Source organism: Lysobacter arseniciresistens ZS79, from assembly GCF_000768335.1.
GTDB lineage: Bacteria > Pseudomonadota > Gammaproteobacteria > Xanthomonadales > Xanthomonadaceae > Novilysobacter > Novilysobacter arseniciresistens.
In genome coordinates this window covers 25,934-41,150 of sequence record NZ_AVPT01000024.1, presented here as the reverse complement: position 1 = coordinate 41,150, position 15,217 = coordinate 25,934, and the positions used below count along the sequence as shown (strand labels likewise).

The following is a 15,217-nucleotide window of genomic DNA, read 5'->3' as shown; positions in this document are numbered from 1 at the left end:
CGATCCGCTACTGAAAGCGGGGGGACGTCGGGCGAACGCGTAGCCGCGCGCGTCGGCCTCGTCGCAGACGGCCGACAGGTAGGCGTCGATCGCGGCCTGCGGCTGCGCATGCGCTTGGAAGCGGTCGAGTTGCGGGTGGCGGGTGTAACCGCGGGTGCCGCCGTGCAGCACCTTGCGCGCGAGCAGTCCCTCGCGCCACAGCGCCACCAGCCCCTTCGGGTCGAGGTGGCGCGGGTGCAGGCTCCACAGCCGCATCGCGACGCCGCCGCCTACTTCAGCGCGGCGGCGTGGTGGGCGAGGTGGTCGCCGATGAAGCTGGCGATGAAGTAGTAGCTGTGGTCGTAGCCCGGCTGCATGCGCAGTGTCAGCGGATGGCCGGCGGCCTCACAGGCGTCGCGCAGCAGGTCCGGCCGGAGTTCGCGCTGCAGGAACTCGTCGGCGTCGCCCTGGTCGACCAGCAGCGGCAGGCGCTCGTCGGCGTCGCGCAGCAGTTCGCAGGCGTCCCACTGCTTCCAGGCGGCCTCGTCATCGCCCAGGTACGCGTCGAAGGCCTGCCGGCCCCACGGCACCCGGCTCGGCGCGACGATCGGCGAGAACGCCGACACGCTGCGGTAGCGGCCCGGGTTGCGCAGCGCGATCACCAGTGCGCCGTGGCCGCCCATCGAGTGGCCGCTGATGCCGCGCGCGGTGGTCGTCGGGAAGTGCGCATCGACCAGCGCCGGCAGCTCGTCGACCACGTAGTCGTGCATCCGGTAATGCCTGGACCACGGCTCGCGGGTGGCGTTGAGGTAGAAGCCGGCGCCCTGGCCGAGGTCCCACGCGTCCTCCTGGTCGGGCACGTCGCTGCCGCGCGGGCTGGTGTCGGGCGCGACCAGGACCAGGCCGTGCTCGGCCGCGTAGCGCTGCGCGCCGGCCTTGGTGATGAAGTTCTGCTCGGTGCAGGTCAGGCCCGACAGCCAGTACAGCACCGGGCACGGCCCGCGCGCGGCCTGCGGCGGCAGGTAGACGCCGAAGCGCATCTGGCAGTCGAGCGTGCTCGACGGGTGCTGCCAGACTTCCTGGGTGCCGCCGAAGCAGGCGTGCTGTTCGATGCGTTGCATGCGCGGGTCCTTTTTCCAGAGTGTCGGGTATGCCCGGTGACGGCTCAGTAGTGGATCACCGCGCGGATCGACTTGCCCTCGTGCATCAGGTCGAACGCCTCGTTGATCCGGTCCAGCGGCAGGGTGTGGGTCACGAACGGCGCCAGCCGGATGTCGCCACGCATCGCGTCCTCGACCATGCCCGGCAGCTGGCTACGGCCCTTGACCCCGCCGAACGCGGTGCCCATCCACTTGCGCCCGGTCACCAGCTGGAACGGCCGCGTGCTGATCTCCTTGCCCGCGCCGGCGACGCCGATGATCACGCTCTGGCCCCAGCCGCGATGCGCGCATTCCAGCGCCGCGCGCATCACCTCGACGTTGCCGATGCACTCGAAGCTGTGGTCGACGCCCCAGCCGGTCATCTCCACCACCACCTGCTGGACCGGCTTGTCGAAGTCCTTCGGGTTGACGCAATCGGTCGCGCCCATCTCCTTCGCCAGCGCGAACTTGTCGGGGTTGGTGTCGATCGCGATGATGCGACCGGCTTTCGCCTGCCGGGCGCCCTGGATCACCGCCAGGCCGATCGCACCGAGGCCGAACACCGCGACCGAATCACCCTCGGCCACCTTCGCCGTGTTGTGCACCGCGCCGATGCCGGTGGTCACGCCGCAGCCGAGCAGGCAGGTGTGCTCCGGGTTGGCTTCCGGGTTGACCTTGGCCAGCGATACCTCGGCCACCACGGTGTGCTCGGCGAAGGTCGAGCAGCCCATGTAGTGGTAGACCGGCTCGCCGTTGTAGCTGAAGCGGGTGGTGCCGTCGGGCATCACGCCCTTGCCCTGGGTGGCGCGCACGGCCACGCACAGGTTGGTCTTGCCGCTCTTGCAGAACAGGCACTCACCGCATTCGGCGGTGTACAGCGGGATCACGTGGTCGCCGGGCTTGACGCTGGTGACGCCCTCGCCGACCTCGACCACGATGCCCGCGCCCTCGTGGCCCAGCACGGCCGGGAACACGCCCTCCGGGTCGTCGCCGGACAGGGTGAACGCGTCGGTGTGGCACAGCGCGGTGTGGGTGATCTTCACCAGCACCTCGCCCTTCTTCGGGCCTTCGAGGTCGAGTTCGACGATCTTCAGCGGCTGGCCGGGGGCGAAGGCGACGGCGGCGCGGGTCTTCATGGCGGTACTCCTGCGATAAGCGGTGTGGGGTGCGGTGCGCGGCACCGCGACGGCTGTCTACTTCAGGTATGACCGGATCAGGCCGGTCATCCCGGCAACCCGGGCTTCACGGTCGACGCTGTCGGCGGCCGGATGCCCGAACTGCTCGCGCAGGTGCGATTCGAGCACCTCGCTCATCAGTCCGTTGACCGCGCCGCGGATGGCCGCGATCTGCTGCAGCACCGGTGAACAGTCGGCGCCGGCCTCGAGCGCGCGCTCCAGCCCCTCGCACTGGCCGCGGATGCGGCGGATGCGGGCGAGCACCTTCTTTTTTTCCTCGGCGGAATGGGGCACGGCGGGTCACCGATGGATAGTGGGGGGCAGTATATGTGGCCGCGACGCCAGCGTCACCCGCGGCCGGCGGCAGCGCGAGGCGAAACCGGTCGCTCCGCGCCCTCAGCCGGTGTTCTGGATGCCGGCGGCGATGCCGTTGACCGTCGCCATCAGCACCTGCAGCCGGGCGTCGTCCTCGCGGCCACCGGCCCGCCAACGCGCCAGCAGGTCGACCTGCAGCAGGCTGATCGGGTCGACGTAGGGATTGCGCAGGCGGATCGACTGGCGCAGCCGCGGGTCGCGGGCGAGCAGGTCGTCCTCGTCGCGGATCGCGAGGATGCCGTCGCGGGTACGCGCGAACTCGGCGGCGATGCCCGGATGCAGGCGCGCGTGCAGGTCGCCTTCGGGCAGGTCGACGGCCAGTTGCGAGTAGCGCTCGAAGATCGCCATGTCGGACTTGGCCAGGACCATTTCGACATCGTCGACCAGCGCACCGAAGAACGGCCAGTCGCGCGCCATCGTCGCCAGCTCGTCGAGCCCGTGCGCATCGATCGCGCGCTGCAGCGCGGTGCCGACGCCGTACCACGCGGTCAGGCCGGAGCGGTTCTGCGCCCACGAGAACACCCACGGAATCGCACGCAGCGACTCGACCCCACCCTTGCTGCCGCGCTTGCTCGGGCGCGAACCGATCCGCAGCCGCTCGATCACGTCGATCGGCGTGGCCGCGCGGAAGTACGCCGGGAAGTCCGGGTGCGCGTGCACGAAGGCGCGGTAGTGCGCGCGCGAATCCGCCGCCAGTTGCGCCGCGATCGCGCGCCAGCGGTCCTCGCGCGGCTCCGGCGGGCGCGGGCGCAGACTCGCGCGCAGCACCGCGCCGGTGGTCTGCTCGAGGTTGCGCAGCGCGATCGCGCGGATGCCGTACTTGCGATGGATCACCTCGCCCTGCTCGGTCAGGCGCAGGTAGCCGTCGACCGAGCCGCGCGGGGCGGCGATCACCGCGCGCTCGGTCTTGCCGCCGCCACGGCTGATCGAACCGCCGCGGCCGTGGAAGAAGTCGATCCGCACGCCGCTCTCGCGCGCCAGCGCGGCCAGCGCGACCTGGGTCTGCTGCAGCGCCCAGCGCGAGGCGATGATGCCGCCGTCCTTGGCGCTGTCGGAGTAGCCGAGCATCACCACCTGGCGGCCGCCGCGCGCCCGCAGGTGGCGGCGGTAGACGGGGTCGGCGAACAGCTCGCGCAGCGTCGCCTCGGCGGCCTCGAGGTCGGCCACGGTCTCGAACAGCGGCGCGACGTCGAGCGGCACCTCGCCGCCTTCGACGCAACCGGCGATCCGCGCCAGCGCGAGCACCGCCAGCGCGTCGGCGGCGCTGCGGCTCATGCTGACGATGTAGGGGCCGAACACGCGCTCGCCGTAGCGCGGGCGCAACGCGCCGACGGTGCGGAACACCTCGAGGCTGGAGCGCGCCGCCTCGGCCGTGGCGGCGGGCACGTCGGCGGGGTGTTCGATCAGTGCGTGCAGCCGGGTCGCGCGTTCGGCCGCGTCGCGCGTGGCCCAGCCTGTGTCGTCGAGCAGGGCAGCCAGCGCGACGTCGTGCATCGCCGAGTCCTGGCGCAGGTCGAGGCTGGCGAGGTGGAAGCCGAAGCAGCGCGCGCGCCGCAGCAGCCGGTTGACCGCGAAACCGCCGGCATGCTCGCCGCCGTTGGCACGCAGGCTCGCGGCGATCAGCGCGAGGTCGGCCTCGAACGCCGCCGCATCCGGATAGCCCGCCGGCTCGTCGTGGCTGGTCGCCCACAGCCGCGCCGTCATCAGCACCAGCAGGTTGCGGTACGGCATGTCGGCGTGGCGCGGGTGCAGGCGGGCGGCGCCGTCCGGCAGCAGTTCGCGGTAGGCGTCGACGCGTGCGATCACCGCATCGTCGATGCCGACCCGGCTGGCCGACTGGCTCAGCAGTTCGGCCAGCGCGTCGATGTCCCGGCGGTAGGCGGCAAGCACCATGCGGCGCTGCGCGGCGAGGGTCGCTGCGATGGTGTCGGCGCCGACGTTCGGGTTGCCATCCATGTCGCCGCCGACCCAGCTGCCGAAGCCGAGCACGTCCGGCAGCGCCCAGTCGCCGCCGCAGTGCTCGCGCAGCGCCGCTTCGAAGGCCTCGTGGAACACCGGCAGCACCCGGTACAGCACTTCCGACAGGTAGAAACCGACATGCTCGAACTCGTCGCCGACGCTCGGCTTGGCGACCGGCGCCTCGGCGGTCTGCCAGCTCGCGGTCAGCGCCAGGCGGATGCGCTCCTGCCCGGCGCGGCGCTCGGCCGGCGTGCGCGAGCGGTCGATGTCCTCGACCAGCGCGGCGACGATCTGGCGCTCCTTGTGCAGCAGCACCCTGCGCACCGCCTCGGTCGGGTGGGCGGTGAACACCGGTTCGATCCGCAGCCGCGGCAGCAGCGCGGCGAAGTCGCCGGCGGCGATGCCCTGCGCGACCAGTTCGCCGATCACCGCGCGCAGGCCGCCGGGCTGGGCGCCGTCGCCGGCCCGCTCGTGGTCGCGGCGGCGGCGGATGCGGTGGACCCGCTCGGCGAGGTTGACCGCCTGGAAGTAGGTCGAGAACGCGCGGACCAGGTCGCCGGCCTGCGACAGGTCGATACCGGCCAGCACGTCGGCGAGCCCGGCCACCGGGGCGCCGGACTCGCGCCGGAGGATCGCCGCGCGGCGCAGCCGTTCGACCTCGTGCAGGAAGGCGTCGCCGCGCTGCTCGGCGAGGATCTCGCCGACCATCGCGCCGAGGGTCTTGACGTCCTCGCGCAGCAGCGCGTCGGTGGCACCGAACTCGACGGTGCGCAGGGGTTCTTCGTTGGTGTCGGGGCTGGTCATGCCCGCAACGGTAGCGCAGCGGTCATGACGGCCTGTAGGAGCGACGTAAGTCGCGACCTGTACATCGCTACGATTCCCTGCGCGGTCGCGACTCACGTCGCTCCTACAGGCGCGGCCCGGACGCGTGGTCAGTAGGCAAACTCCCTGAACACCGGGTCGACGCTGCCGCCCCACGGGCCGTGGAACAGTTCGAGCTTGCGCTCGGCCGGGGTCACCCCGGCCTCGACCAGCTCCATCAGCGGGCCGAGGAAGATCGTCTCGTCGCTGCCGTTCTCGTTGATGCGGGCGCGGCGGGCCAGGCCGCCCGCGGCGATCTGCACGGTGCGGCGGGCAAGGTCGAGCACGGTGCCGCCGCGGAACGGCAGCTTGAACGCATGCCTGGGCACGCCGTCGCGCAGGGCGTGGATCTCGGCGACGCTGAAGTCGCGCACCAGTTCCCACGCCTCGTCCAGCGCCTGGTCGTCGTACAGCAGGCCGGTCCACAGCGCCGGCAGCGCGCAGATGCGGTTCCACGGGCCGGAGTCGGCGCCGCGCATCTCCAGGTACTTCTTCAGCCGCACCTCGGGGAAGGCGGTGGTGCTGTGGTCGGCCCAGTCCTGTAGCGTCGGAGTGTGGCCGGGATACGCGGGCAGGCGGCCGTCGAGGAAGTCGCGGAAAGACTGCCCGGCGGCGTCGATGTAGCGGCCGTCGCGGTAGACGAAGTACATCGGCACGTCGAGCAGGTAGTCCACGTAACGCTCGTAGCCGAAGCCGTCCTCGAACACGAAGTCGAGCAGGCCGGTGCGGTGCGGGTCGGTGTCGGTCCAGATGTGCGAGCGGTACGACAGGAAGCCGTTGGGCCGGCCGTCGGTGAACGGCGAGTCGGCGAACAGCGCGGTCGCGACCGGCTGCAGCGCGAGCGACACGCGGAACTTCCTGACCATGTCGGCCTCGTCGGCCACGTCGAGGTTGACCTGCACGGTGGAGGTGCGGGTCATCATGTCCAGACCGAGGTCGCCGACGGTCGGCATGTAGCGGCGCATGATCCCGTAGCGGCCCTTCGGCATCCACGGCATGTCCTCGCGCCGCCACTTGGGCTGGAAGCCCATGCCGAGGAAGCCCAGCCCCATCGGCTCGGCGACGCTGCGGACTTCGCGCAGGTGGGTCGCGGCCTCGCGGCAGGTCTGGTGCAGGCTCTCCAGCGGCGCGCCGGACAGTTCCAGCTGGCCGGCGGGCTCCAGCGAGACCGAGGCACCGTCGCGGCCCAGCGCGATCACCCGGGCGGGGCCGTCACCGATCCGCTCCTCGACCGGCGCCCAGCCGAACCGCACCAGCCCCTTCAGCAGCGCCTCGATGCCGCGCTCGCCGTCGAATGTCGGCGGCCGCAGGTCGTCGGTGCGGAAGCCGAACTTCTCGTGCTCGGTGCCGATCTTCCAGTCGTCGCGCGGCCGCACGCCGGAGGCCAGGTAGTCGATCAACTGCGCACGCCCGGCGGCGCCGGGTTCGATCGGGACATGCTTGACCTGGCTGGGACCGGACACGCGCACCTCGCGGAACATTCGCGAAAACAGGGAGAGCGGCGATATGCGGCGCGCACGCGGCAATCGCAAGGCTCGGCGCAGTGTAGCGACGGCGACGGCTCACGAATGTCGCCGGACAGCAACGCTCCGGACCACCGCCGGGACAATCGCCGGTTACAGCTCCAGCCAGCCGGCCAGCACCTCGCGCGCCTCGTCGACGCCCTGCTTCGATTCGCCGGAGAACAGCTGCACGCTGACCAGGTCGCCGTACTCGGCCTTCATCTCCTTGCGCACCGCCAGCATCGCGTTGCCCTGCGCGCCGCGGCCGAGCTTGTCGGCCTTGGTCAGGATGGCGTGCGCCGGCAACCCGCGGCTGACCGCGTAGCCGAGCATCTGCCGGTCGTAGTCCTTCAGCGGGTGGCGGATGTCCATCACCACCACCAGGCCCCTGAGCGCCTCGCGGCTGCGGAAGTAGCCGTCGATGAAGGCCTGCCAGTGCGCCTGCAGGTCCTTGGGCACCTTGGCGTAGCCGTAGCCGGGCAGGTCGACCAGGAAGCGGTCGGTGGTCGGCGGCAGGTCGAAATAGACCAGCTGCTGGGTCCGTCCGGGGGTCTTGGACACGCGGGCGAGCGCGTTCTGCTGGCAGATCGCGTTGAGCGCGCTGGATTTGCCGGCGTTCGAGCGGCCGGCGAAGGCGACCTCGAAGCCGCCGTCGGGCGGCAGCTGGCGCGGGTTGTGCGCAGCAAGCATGTAGCGTGCGCGGGCGAAGGGATTGGCCATCGGGCTAGGATCGCATGGCTCGCGTTGACCGCGTTAGCCGCGCCGACGATAATTCCGAGGTTCCGACGCCCGCGTTCGTGGCCGTCATGTCAGCGTTTTCCCGGAGCCCAGCCCAATGAGCCACGCCCGCGTCCTCGGCATCGTCGGCCTCACTGCCCTCGCGGCAGCCGCCGTCGCCTACGCCCAGACCACGGTCACCCCGATCCCCGAGACGGCGCCGGTGGAGACCGCACCGCTGACCGACGTGGCCGCCGTCACCACCTGGGGCGACGCCCAGAAGGGCGCGACGCTGGCCGGCACCTGCGCCGCCTGCCACGGCCTGGACGGCAACCCGACCGACCCGATGTACCCGCGCCTGGCCGGCCAGAGCGAGCGCTACATCGCCCAGCAGCTCGCGCTGTTCCGCAGCGGCGAGCGCAGCTCCGGCATGGCCGCGATCATGAAGCCGTTCGCCGACATGCTGAGTCCGCAGGACGCCCGCGACGTCGGCGCCTACTACGCGACCCAGACCGCCGGCGCCGGCGTGGCCGACGACACCCTGGTCGCCACCGGTCCTTACGCCGGCATGAAGTTCTTCCAGATCGGCGAGAAGCTGTTCCGCTCCGGCGACGCCGAGCGCGGCATCCCGGCCTGCATGGCCTGCCACGGCCCCGATGGCATGGGCAACCCGGGCCCGGCCTACCCGCACGTGGCCGGCCAGTTCGCCGCCTACACCCAGCGCCGGCTGGAGGAGTACCGCGCGGGCACCACCACCCAGGCCAACCCGCAGCTGTTCAACATCATGGCGACGGTGTCGGCCGAGCTGACCGACGAGGAGATCGGCGCGCTGTCGAGCTACCTGCAGGGCCTGCATCCCCGCGCCAACGATCTGGTCGCGATGAACGCGGCGGCGGCCCCGGCGGCACCGGTCGCGCCGCCGGCACCCGCACCGGCGGCGGACGCACCGACCGACGGCGCCGAGGCCCCGGCCGAGCCGGCTGCCGATGAAGCGGCCCCGGCCGGGACCGTCCCGGCCGACGATGACGCGGCCGGGCCCGCCGGCGAGACCGCCGAAGCGGTGGCCGAACCCGCCCAAGGCTGAGGCCGGGAACTTCCGGCACCGATGCCGGTCCAATCCGCCGATCTCTCCTGTTGTCCCTTGCGCCGGCCGTGGCACTACGGCCGGCGTTTCTGTTTCAGGCGCCCCGCTTGCCGGCCGGCGCCCGCTGCAAGGAGTCCGTGATGACCTCGATGCTGTCGCGCCTGGCCGCTGCCGCCACGCTCTCGTTCGCCATGCTGCTGGCCGGCCCCGCCGCCGCGGCCGGGCCGGTGGCCGGGGTCGACTACGTCGAGATCGCCGACGGTGCGCCGTTCGGTTCCGCACCCGGACAGATCGAGGTGGTCGAGGTGTTCGGCTACACCTGCTCGCACTGCGCCAGTTTCGAGCCGAAACTGGCGGCCTGGAAGGCGCGGCTGCCGGCCGACGTCTCGTTCGTGGCGGTGCCGGCGCCATTCGGCGGCTACTGGCTGCCGTACGCGCGCGCCTACTACGCGGCGCAGGCGCACGGGCTGGTCGAGCGCACCCACGCCGACATGTTCCGCGCGCTGCACGAGCAGCAGCGCCTGCCGATCATGAACGCGACCCCGGCCGAGATCGCGGGTTTCTACGCCGGCTACGGCGCCGACCCGCAGGCCTTCGCCGCGACCATGACCGGTGCCGAAGTGGACGCGAAGCTCGAGCTCGCGCGCGGATTCATCCGCCGCAGCGGCGTCGAGGGCACGCCGTCGCTCATCGTCGCCGGCCGCTACAAGGTGCTCGGGACCAGCTTCGAGGAGCTGCTGGACACCGCCGACGCCCTGATCGCCCGCGAGCGCGCCGCCGGCGCAGCGGTGGCCCACAACTGAACCCGCGTCACCCGGCGCGCGCCCGGCGATCGGTATCCTTGGCCGCGACCGACTTCCCGCCCCTTCCGATCCGGAGACCTTCCATGACCGCACGCCCGGCCACGCTGCACCACCTCGGCCTCGCCCTCGCCACCGCGCTCGCCCTCGCGGCCTGCTCGCAGGAGACCCCGGCACCGGCCACCACCGATGCCGCACCGGCGGACAGCGCCGCCACCGGCGCCCCGGCCGCCGCCGCGCCCGCCGCCGAGGCGCCGGCACGCACGCCCGGCCCGGTGGTCCCGCCAACCGGCCCGGCCCCGGTCGCCGGCCAGGACTACGTGGTGATCCCGGGCGGCAGCCAGTTCACCCCGGGCGACGACATCGAGGTGGTCGAGGTGTTCGGCTACACCTGCCCGCACTGCGCCACCTTCGAGCCGCTGGTCAGCAGCTGGGCCGCCAAACTGCCGGCCGACGTCGGCTTCGAGCCGGTCGCCGCCGCGTTCGGTGGTTACTGGGAGCCGTACGCCAAGGCGTTCTACGCCGCGCAGGCGATGGGCGTGGCCGAGCAGAGCCACGACGCGGTGTTCAAGGCGATCCACGTCGACCGCAGCCTGCCGGTGCAGCCGCTGCCCACCGATGAGCAGATCGGCCAGTTCTACGCGCAGTTCGGCGTCGATCCGAAGCAGTTCGCCAGCACCATGTCGAGCTTCGCGGTGAAGGCCAAGCTCAACCAGGCCGGCCAGTTCCTGCAGCGCAGCGGAGTGGATTCGACCCCGGTGCTGATCGTCGACGGCAAGTACCGCGTCACCGGTCGCAGCCATGAGGAGAACCTGCGCATCGCCGAGCACCTGGTCGCGATGGAGCGCGCCGCCGGCGCAACCGCGGAGCCGGCCGCGCCTGTCGGCGACGCCGCCAGCACCGACTGAGGCCGGCTGCGAGGTGTCCAGCCCCGGCCACCAGGCGCAGCCCGCCGTCGCGTCGCCGCCACGCGGCGCGCGCCGGCTGCGCCTGCTCAGCGCCAACATCCAGGCCGGTTCCAGCACGCGCGGCTACCACGACTACGTCGCGCGCAGCTGGTCGCACGTGCTGCCGGCCGGCAACAAGCGCGGCAGCCTCGACACGATCGCGCAGCTGGCCGGGCAGTACGACATCGTCGGCCTCAACGAGAGCGACCCGGGCAGCCTGCGCTCGGGCTTCACCAACCAGACCCACTACCTCGCCCAGCGCGGCGGCTTCGACTACTGGAGCCACCAGCCCAACCGCCGCGTCGGCGGCGTCGCCTCCAGCGCCAACGGCCTGCTCAGCAAGCTGGAGCCGCGAGAGGTCATCGACCATTCGCTGCCGGGCCGGATCAGCGGCCGCGGCGTGCTGATGGCGCGCTTCGGCGACGGCGACGACGGACTGGTGGTCGCGGTCGCGCACCTGTCGCTGGGCGCCGCCTCGCGTGCGTCGCAGCTGGGCTTCATCGCCGAACTGCTGGGCGACCACCCGCACGCGGTGCTGATGGGCGACTTCAACTGCGCGGTGGAGCGCCCGGAGATGCAGGCACTGTTCCGCAGCACCCGGCTGCAACCACCGACCTGCATGGTCCCGACCTTCCCGAGCTGGCGCCCGCAACGGGCGATCGACCACATCCTGATCAGCGACGGCCTGGCCTGCTCGTCGGATGCCTGCGCGATGCCGGCGGCGATGTCGGACCACCTGGCGCTGTCGCTGGAACTGGACGTGCCGGAAGAGGCGTTAACCTAAAAACCAGCGGCAGCTTTCGCTGCCGCTGGTTGGAACATTTATTTCCTTTTACATGAAAGAGTTCTGCCATCCCACGTACAATCCAACCCCTTGGAGCCCACGCCTCCGCTGCCATTAACTACGGGGATACCATACTGCTGTGCAGTGCGAATCCACTCGTTTAGGGTCTGCTCGCGCTGGAACCGATATTCTCCTGCATAGCTCCCCCCAGTCGATTGAGTAACAGCTGCGGGATCCGGCAACTTATTCCCGTCTGGGCCGATGCTTTCCCCGTCCACATACTGCGCCTCGTACAAGTGGCTTGGATCCAGCTCATACACGGTACGAGACCCGTCCTGCCAGTTGATGACTATTATGACGCTGCTGACACCTGCCTTGTCCGACAAGAATGTCAACGCTAGCGTAGTGACCTTGAGTGCAATCTCATTCCACGTCGCGTTTCCCGTATCAGCACCAGTGTAATTCTTTGCTATACCCCTTCCCAACATCCCTCGCAGGCTCGCAGAACGAATCACATCATGTGCAGTTGTGTCTCTATATGCAGAGAGAAAACCGCCACTAGATTCGTCTACATCTATGACGTGCACGGCAGATCCCGAGCTTGCGAGCGCCACAAATCGATGGAACGTAGAAGAAATCTGCGAAGGCGTCGCCATGGGAAGCGCAATATATCTCCTTGTTTCGTGCTCATAAAGAACGTTGAAACTATTTATCTTATCGGACCCGAAGTCCACGACAGTTACGAAGCCAGCGACTTTAGCGTTTTCAGCGGCTGCCTTGAAGTTATAGCATCTTTTACACTCTACGACTGTGGCGGCAAATGATGAATAACTAAACCCAGCACTTACAAAAAGCAGAAACAAAATCCTTAAAAATTTCTTCCTAGCTTCCATTTCCATTCTCCTTTTTGGATCGACTGTTGCGCTCTAGCACATCGACTCTACCACCGCAGATCGGCGCGCATGTAGAAGTAGCGGCCGCCCGGGATGTCGTAGGTCGAGGCGTCGTAGCCATTCAGCGAGCACGACAGGCAGATCGGCGGGTCGTCGTCGAGCACGTTGTTGACGCCGGCGGTCAGCTGCAGGCTCTTGAGCACGTCGAAGCGGTAACCGAGCTGCAGGTCGTGGTAGGTCATCGCCTCCAGCGTGTTGGTGCCTTCCGCCTGGTTGCCGCAGATCGGGAACGAGGCCGCGTCGCCGCAGTCCTCCTCCAGCTCGCTGATGTGGCGCACGCTCCAGGACGCATTCCACGGGCCGCGGCGCCAGTCGAGCGTGGCGGTCGAGGTCCAGTCCGGGATCGCGCTGTCGTTGACCTCGATGCCGATCCGGCGCGGCTGCACCTGCCCCGCTGCGCCGACCGCCTCGTAGCGGGTCACGAAGGTGTTCTGCCAGATCACCTTGAACTGCCCCGCGGCCATCTCGGGGAGGGTCCAGAACAGGTCGGCGTCCCAGCCGTCGGTCTTGATCGAACCGAGGTTGGTCAGGCGGTTGTTGAACGCACTGATGCCGCCGATCGGCGAGCGCTCGATGCCGTTGCAGTACAGCGGATCGAGCGTCTCCACGCACAGGTCGAGCTGGGTCTGGGCGTCGATCGCCTGCACCGCGCCCTCGATGCTGTGGCGGTAGTAGGTCAGCTCGAAGTCGAGTCGGTCCGACCACGCCACGCCGGTCGCGAACGACGGGCTGAACACCAGCCCCGCGGTGAAGCTGCGCGCGGTCTCCGGGTCGAGGTCCTCGTTGCCGCCGGTGGTGACCGAAATCTGCGGGTTGGTCTGCTCGGTACCCGGTGGCACGCCGAGCGCGGCGCAGTTGGCCGGGTCGCCGGTGGCCGGGCTGCCGTCGGTGCCGACCAGGCACGGGTCGTCGATCTGCAGGTCGGCGCGGCTGGGCGAGCCGTACAGCTCGCCGATCGACGGCGCGCGGAAGCCCTCGGAATAGGTCGCACGCAGCAGCAGCTCGTCGGCGACCTGCCAGCGCAGGCCGTACTTCGGGGTGAACTGGCTGCCGAAGGTCGAGTAGTCCGAATAGCGCCCGGCCAGGCTCAGGTCGAGGCTCTTGCCGAACGCACCCTCGGTGATCAGCGGCACGTTGAGCTCGACGTAGGCCTCGCTGACGTCGTACTCGCCCGAGGTCGGCAGCGACGGCACGCCGTTGTAGAACCCGGCGACGGTCAGCGGGTCGGGGTTGTACGAGCCTTCGTAGCGGCGGTGCTCGATGCCGGCCGCGGCCGACAGCGGGCCGGCCCAGAGGTCGAACAGGTCACCGGAAACGTTGGCGGTGAACTGGCTCAGCTTCTGCTCGCTGCGGTCGTGCACCACCGGCTGGATCCACGCCAGCATCTCCGGGGTGATCGTGCCCGGCCCGCCGAACAGGTTCAGCGGCACGCAGCCGGCCACCGCGGCGCAGGCGGCCGGGTCGCCCAGGGCCAGCGCGATGTTGCGGATGTCGTAGCTGCCGTAGTTGGTCTGCTCGGCCTCGTTGCGGCTGAAGGCGGCGTTGACGTCCCAGAACCAGGTGCGCTCGCCCGCCTCGAAGCTGCCCTCCAGCCCGGCGCCGACGTACTGGGTGTCGACCACCTGCTCGAACACGCGCGGGCCGCCCTCGACCGGGCGCCGGCCGAGCAGGATGAAGTTGATCTCGTTCTCCGCCGTGGCCGGGTCGTCGACCGACACCAGGTCGAAGCCGAACGGGTTGTACGGGTTGTCGGCCGAGATGAACATGCCGTCGGAGATCGGGTTGCCGGTGCCGGCGTCGGCGCCGAGGAAGATCGGCTCCGGCGCGGCCTGGTTGACCGACTCGCGCCGGTTGACCAGCGCCTTGGCGTAGGCGTGGACGCTGTCGTTGAAGTAGAACCGGTACTGGCCGAACAGCCCCATGCGCTTGGACGGCGTGAGCAGCATGTTGTACTGCGCGAAGTTGAAGCGGTCCGGCGTGCCGAAGCAGTGGTAGTCGTCGGTGCGCTCGCAGCCGGTCAGGGCGGAGTTGTACAGCGGGTCGCTCGCGCCCTCGTTGGGCGTCAGGTCGTGGGTGATGCCGGTGGCGGGGTCGGTGAAGATGAAGCGCCCGCGCGGCGTGCCCGAGCTGCCGAACGCCAGCCCGGTGCCGGGCACCGGGAAGCTCGACTGCTCGCGGGTGTTGGCGAGGATCTCGTCCTGCTCGATGTAGCTGGCACCGAGGAACAGGTTGCTGCGGTCGGTATTCATGCCCCAGGCGAGGTCGACGCCGGTGCTGGTGCCGTCGCCCTCGCCGTACTGGCCGACGTTGACGCTGACCTGGCCGCCCTCGAAGTTGCGCCGGGTGATGATGTTGACCACGCCGGCGATCGCGTCGGAGCCGTACAGCGACGACGCGCCGTCCTCCAGCACGTCGATCCGCTCGACGATCGCCAGCGGGATGGTGTTGAGGTCGGTGGTGGCACCGACGCCGGACGCCGACGACTCGTTGACCCAGCGCATGCCATCGACCAGCACCAGCACGCGCTTGGCGCCGAGGTGGCGCAGGTCGACCTGGGCCGAACCGGCGCCGACGCCGTCGCCGTTGGGCGAGAAGCCGAAGTTGCCGGACGAGTTGAACTTGGTGTTGAGCGCCGAGCCGGCGCCGGTGAGCTCCTGCAGGATGTCACCGACCGAGGTCAGGCCGGTGCGCTCGATGTCCTCGCGGTTGAGGGTCTGCACCGGCACCTGGCCCTCGATCTCGGCCTTCTTGATGCGGGTGCCGGTGACCTGGACGGTGTCGAGGGTGGTGGCGCCGGGCTGGGCGTCCTGCGCGGCGGCCAGGCCGGGCGCGGCGAACGGGGCGGAAACCAGCAGGCACAGCGCGACGGCTTTCGCCAGCGGGTGGCGATGGGGTGCGTTCATCGACTTCTCTCTCCGTAGAAAAAACGATCAAGGGCGCCG

The 15,217-nt window shown here is 70.1% G+C and carries 12 protein-coding genes and 1 pseudogene; 4 read left to right on the top strand and 9 right to left on the bottom strand.

The window, feature by feature from the left end; genetic code table 11:
* From N799_RS10995 to yihA, 7 genes are all read right to left on the bottom strand, one after another.
* On the bottom strand, window positions 1-255 hold a 255-nt coding region (locus tag N799_RS10995; RefSeq protein WP_036212274.1), incomplete at its 3' end, for a pyrimidine dimer DNA glycosylase/endonuclease V.
* 14 nt (window positions 256-269) lie between these two features.
* Window positions 270-1,100 carry an S-formylglutathione hydrolase gene (gene fghA / locus N799_RS10990; RefSeq protein WP_036212272.1) on the bottom strand — a complete coding sequence of 277 codons (831 nt, stop codon included), beginning with the start codon at window positions 1,098-1,100 and terminating at the stop codon, window positions 270-272.
* A 44-nt stretch (window positions 1,101-1,144) separates the two neighbouring features.
* On the bottom strand, window positions 1,145-2,254 hold the full coding sequence (locus N799_RS10985; protein WP_036212270.1) for an S-(hydroxymethyl)glutathione dehydrogenase/class III alcohol dehydrogenase: 1,110 nt from the start codon (window positions 2,252-2,254) through the stop codon (window positions 1,145-1,147).
* A 57-nt stretch (window positions 2,255-2,311) separates the two neighbouring features.
* The gene (locus N799_RS10980) at window positions 2,312-2,587 is read right to left on the bottom strand and encodes a metal/formaldehyde-sensitive transcriptional repressor (protein WP_036212268.1); all 276 of its coding nucleotides are present in this window, start codon (window positions 2,585-2,587) and stop codon (window positions 2,312-2,314) included.
* Window positions 2,588-2,689: 102 nt separating this feature from the next.
* Window positions 2,690-5,431, bottom strand: coding sequence for a phosphoenolpyruvate carboxylase (gene ppc, locus N799_RS10975; RefSeq protein WP_052101487.1), 2,742 nt, complete (start codon window positions 5,429-5,431; stop codon window positions 2,690-2,692).
* A gap of 128 nt (window positions 5,432-5,559) precedes the next feature.
* Window positions 5,560-6,951, bottom strand: a complete 1,392-nt coding sequence (locus N799_RS10970) for a glutamate--cysteine ligase (protein ID WP_036212296.1) — start codon at window positions 6,949-6,951, stop codon at window positions 5,560-5,562.
* 153 nt (window positions 6,952-7,104) lie between these two features.
* Window positions 7,105-7,710 (bottom strand): ribosome biogenesis GTP-binding protein YihA/YsxC, encoded by a 606-nt coding sequence (yihA, locus tag N799_RS10965; protein WP_036212266.1) that lies wholly within the window; start codon window positions 7,708-7,710, stop codon window positions 7,105-7,107.
* Window positions 7,711-7,825: 115 nt separating this feature from the next.
* Between yihA and N799_RS10960 the strand changes: the two are divergent.
* The 4 genes and pseudogenes from N799_RS10960 to N799_RS10945 form a co-directional block, all read left to right on the top strand.
* Window positions 7,826-8,644, top strand: a pseudogene (locus tag N799_RS10960) (c-type cytochrome); the annotation flags it as partial.
* 287 nt (window positions 8,645-8,931) lie between these two features.
* Window positions 8,932-9,594 carry a thiol:disulfide interchange protein DsbA/DsbL gene (locus tag N799_RS10955; protein ID WP_052101490.1) on the top strand — a complete coding sequence of 221 codons (663 nt, stop codon included), beginning with the start codon at window positions 8,932-8,934 and terminating at the stop codon, window positions 9,592-9,594.
* Between the two features lie 83 nt (window positions 9,595-9,677).
* Entirely contained in the window at window positions 9,678-10,499 is an 822-nt protein-coding gene (locus tag N799_RS10950; protein WP_052101486.1) for a thiol:disulfide interchange protein DsbA/DsbL, read from the top strand.
* Window positions 10,500-10,581: 82 nt separating this feature from the next.
* Window positions 10,582-11,322, top strand: coding sequence for an endonuclease/exonuclease/phosphatase family protein (locus tag N799_RS10945; RefSeq protein ID WP_036212290.1), 741 nt, complete (start codon window positions 10,582-10,584; stop codon window positions 11,320-11,322).
* A gap of 38 nt (window positions 11,323-11,360) precedes the next feature.
* Here the strand turns inward: N799_RS10945 and N799_RS15445 are convergent, their stop codons facing one another.
* Complete coding sequence (locus tag N799_RS15445; RefSeq protein WP_152597928.1) at window positions 11,361-12,221, bottom strand: hypothetical protein; 861 nt, start codon at window positions 12,219-12,221, stop codon at window positions 11,361-11,363.
* 41 nt (window positions 12,222-12,262) lie between these two features.
* On the bottom strand, window positions 12,263-15,178 hold the full coding sequence (locus N799_RS10940; RefSeq protein WP_036212264.1) for a TonB-dependent receptor plug domain-containing protein: 2,916 nt from the start codon (window positions 15,176-15,178) through the stop codon (window positions 12,263-12,265).
* Window positions 15,179-15,217 lie beyond the last annotated feature (39 nt).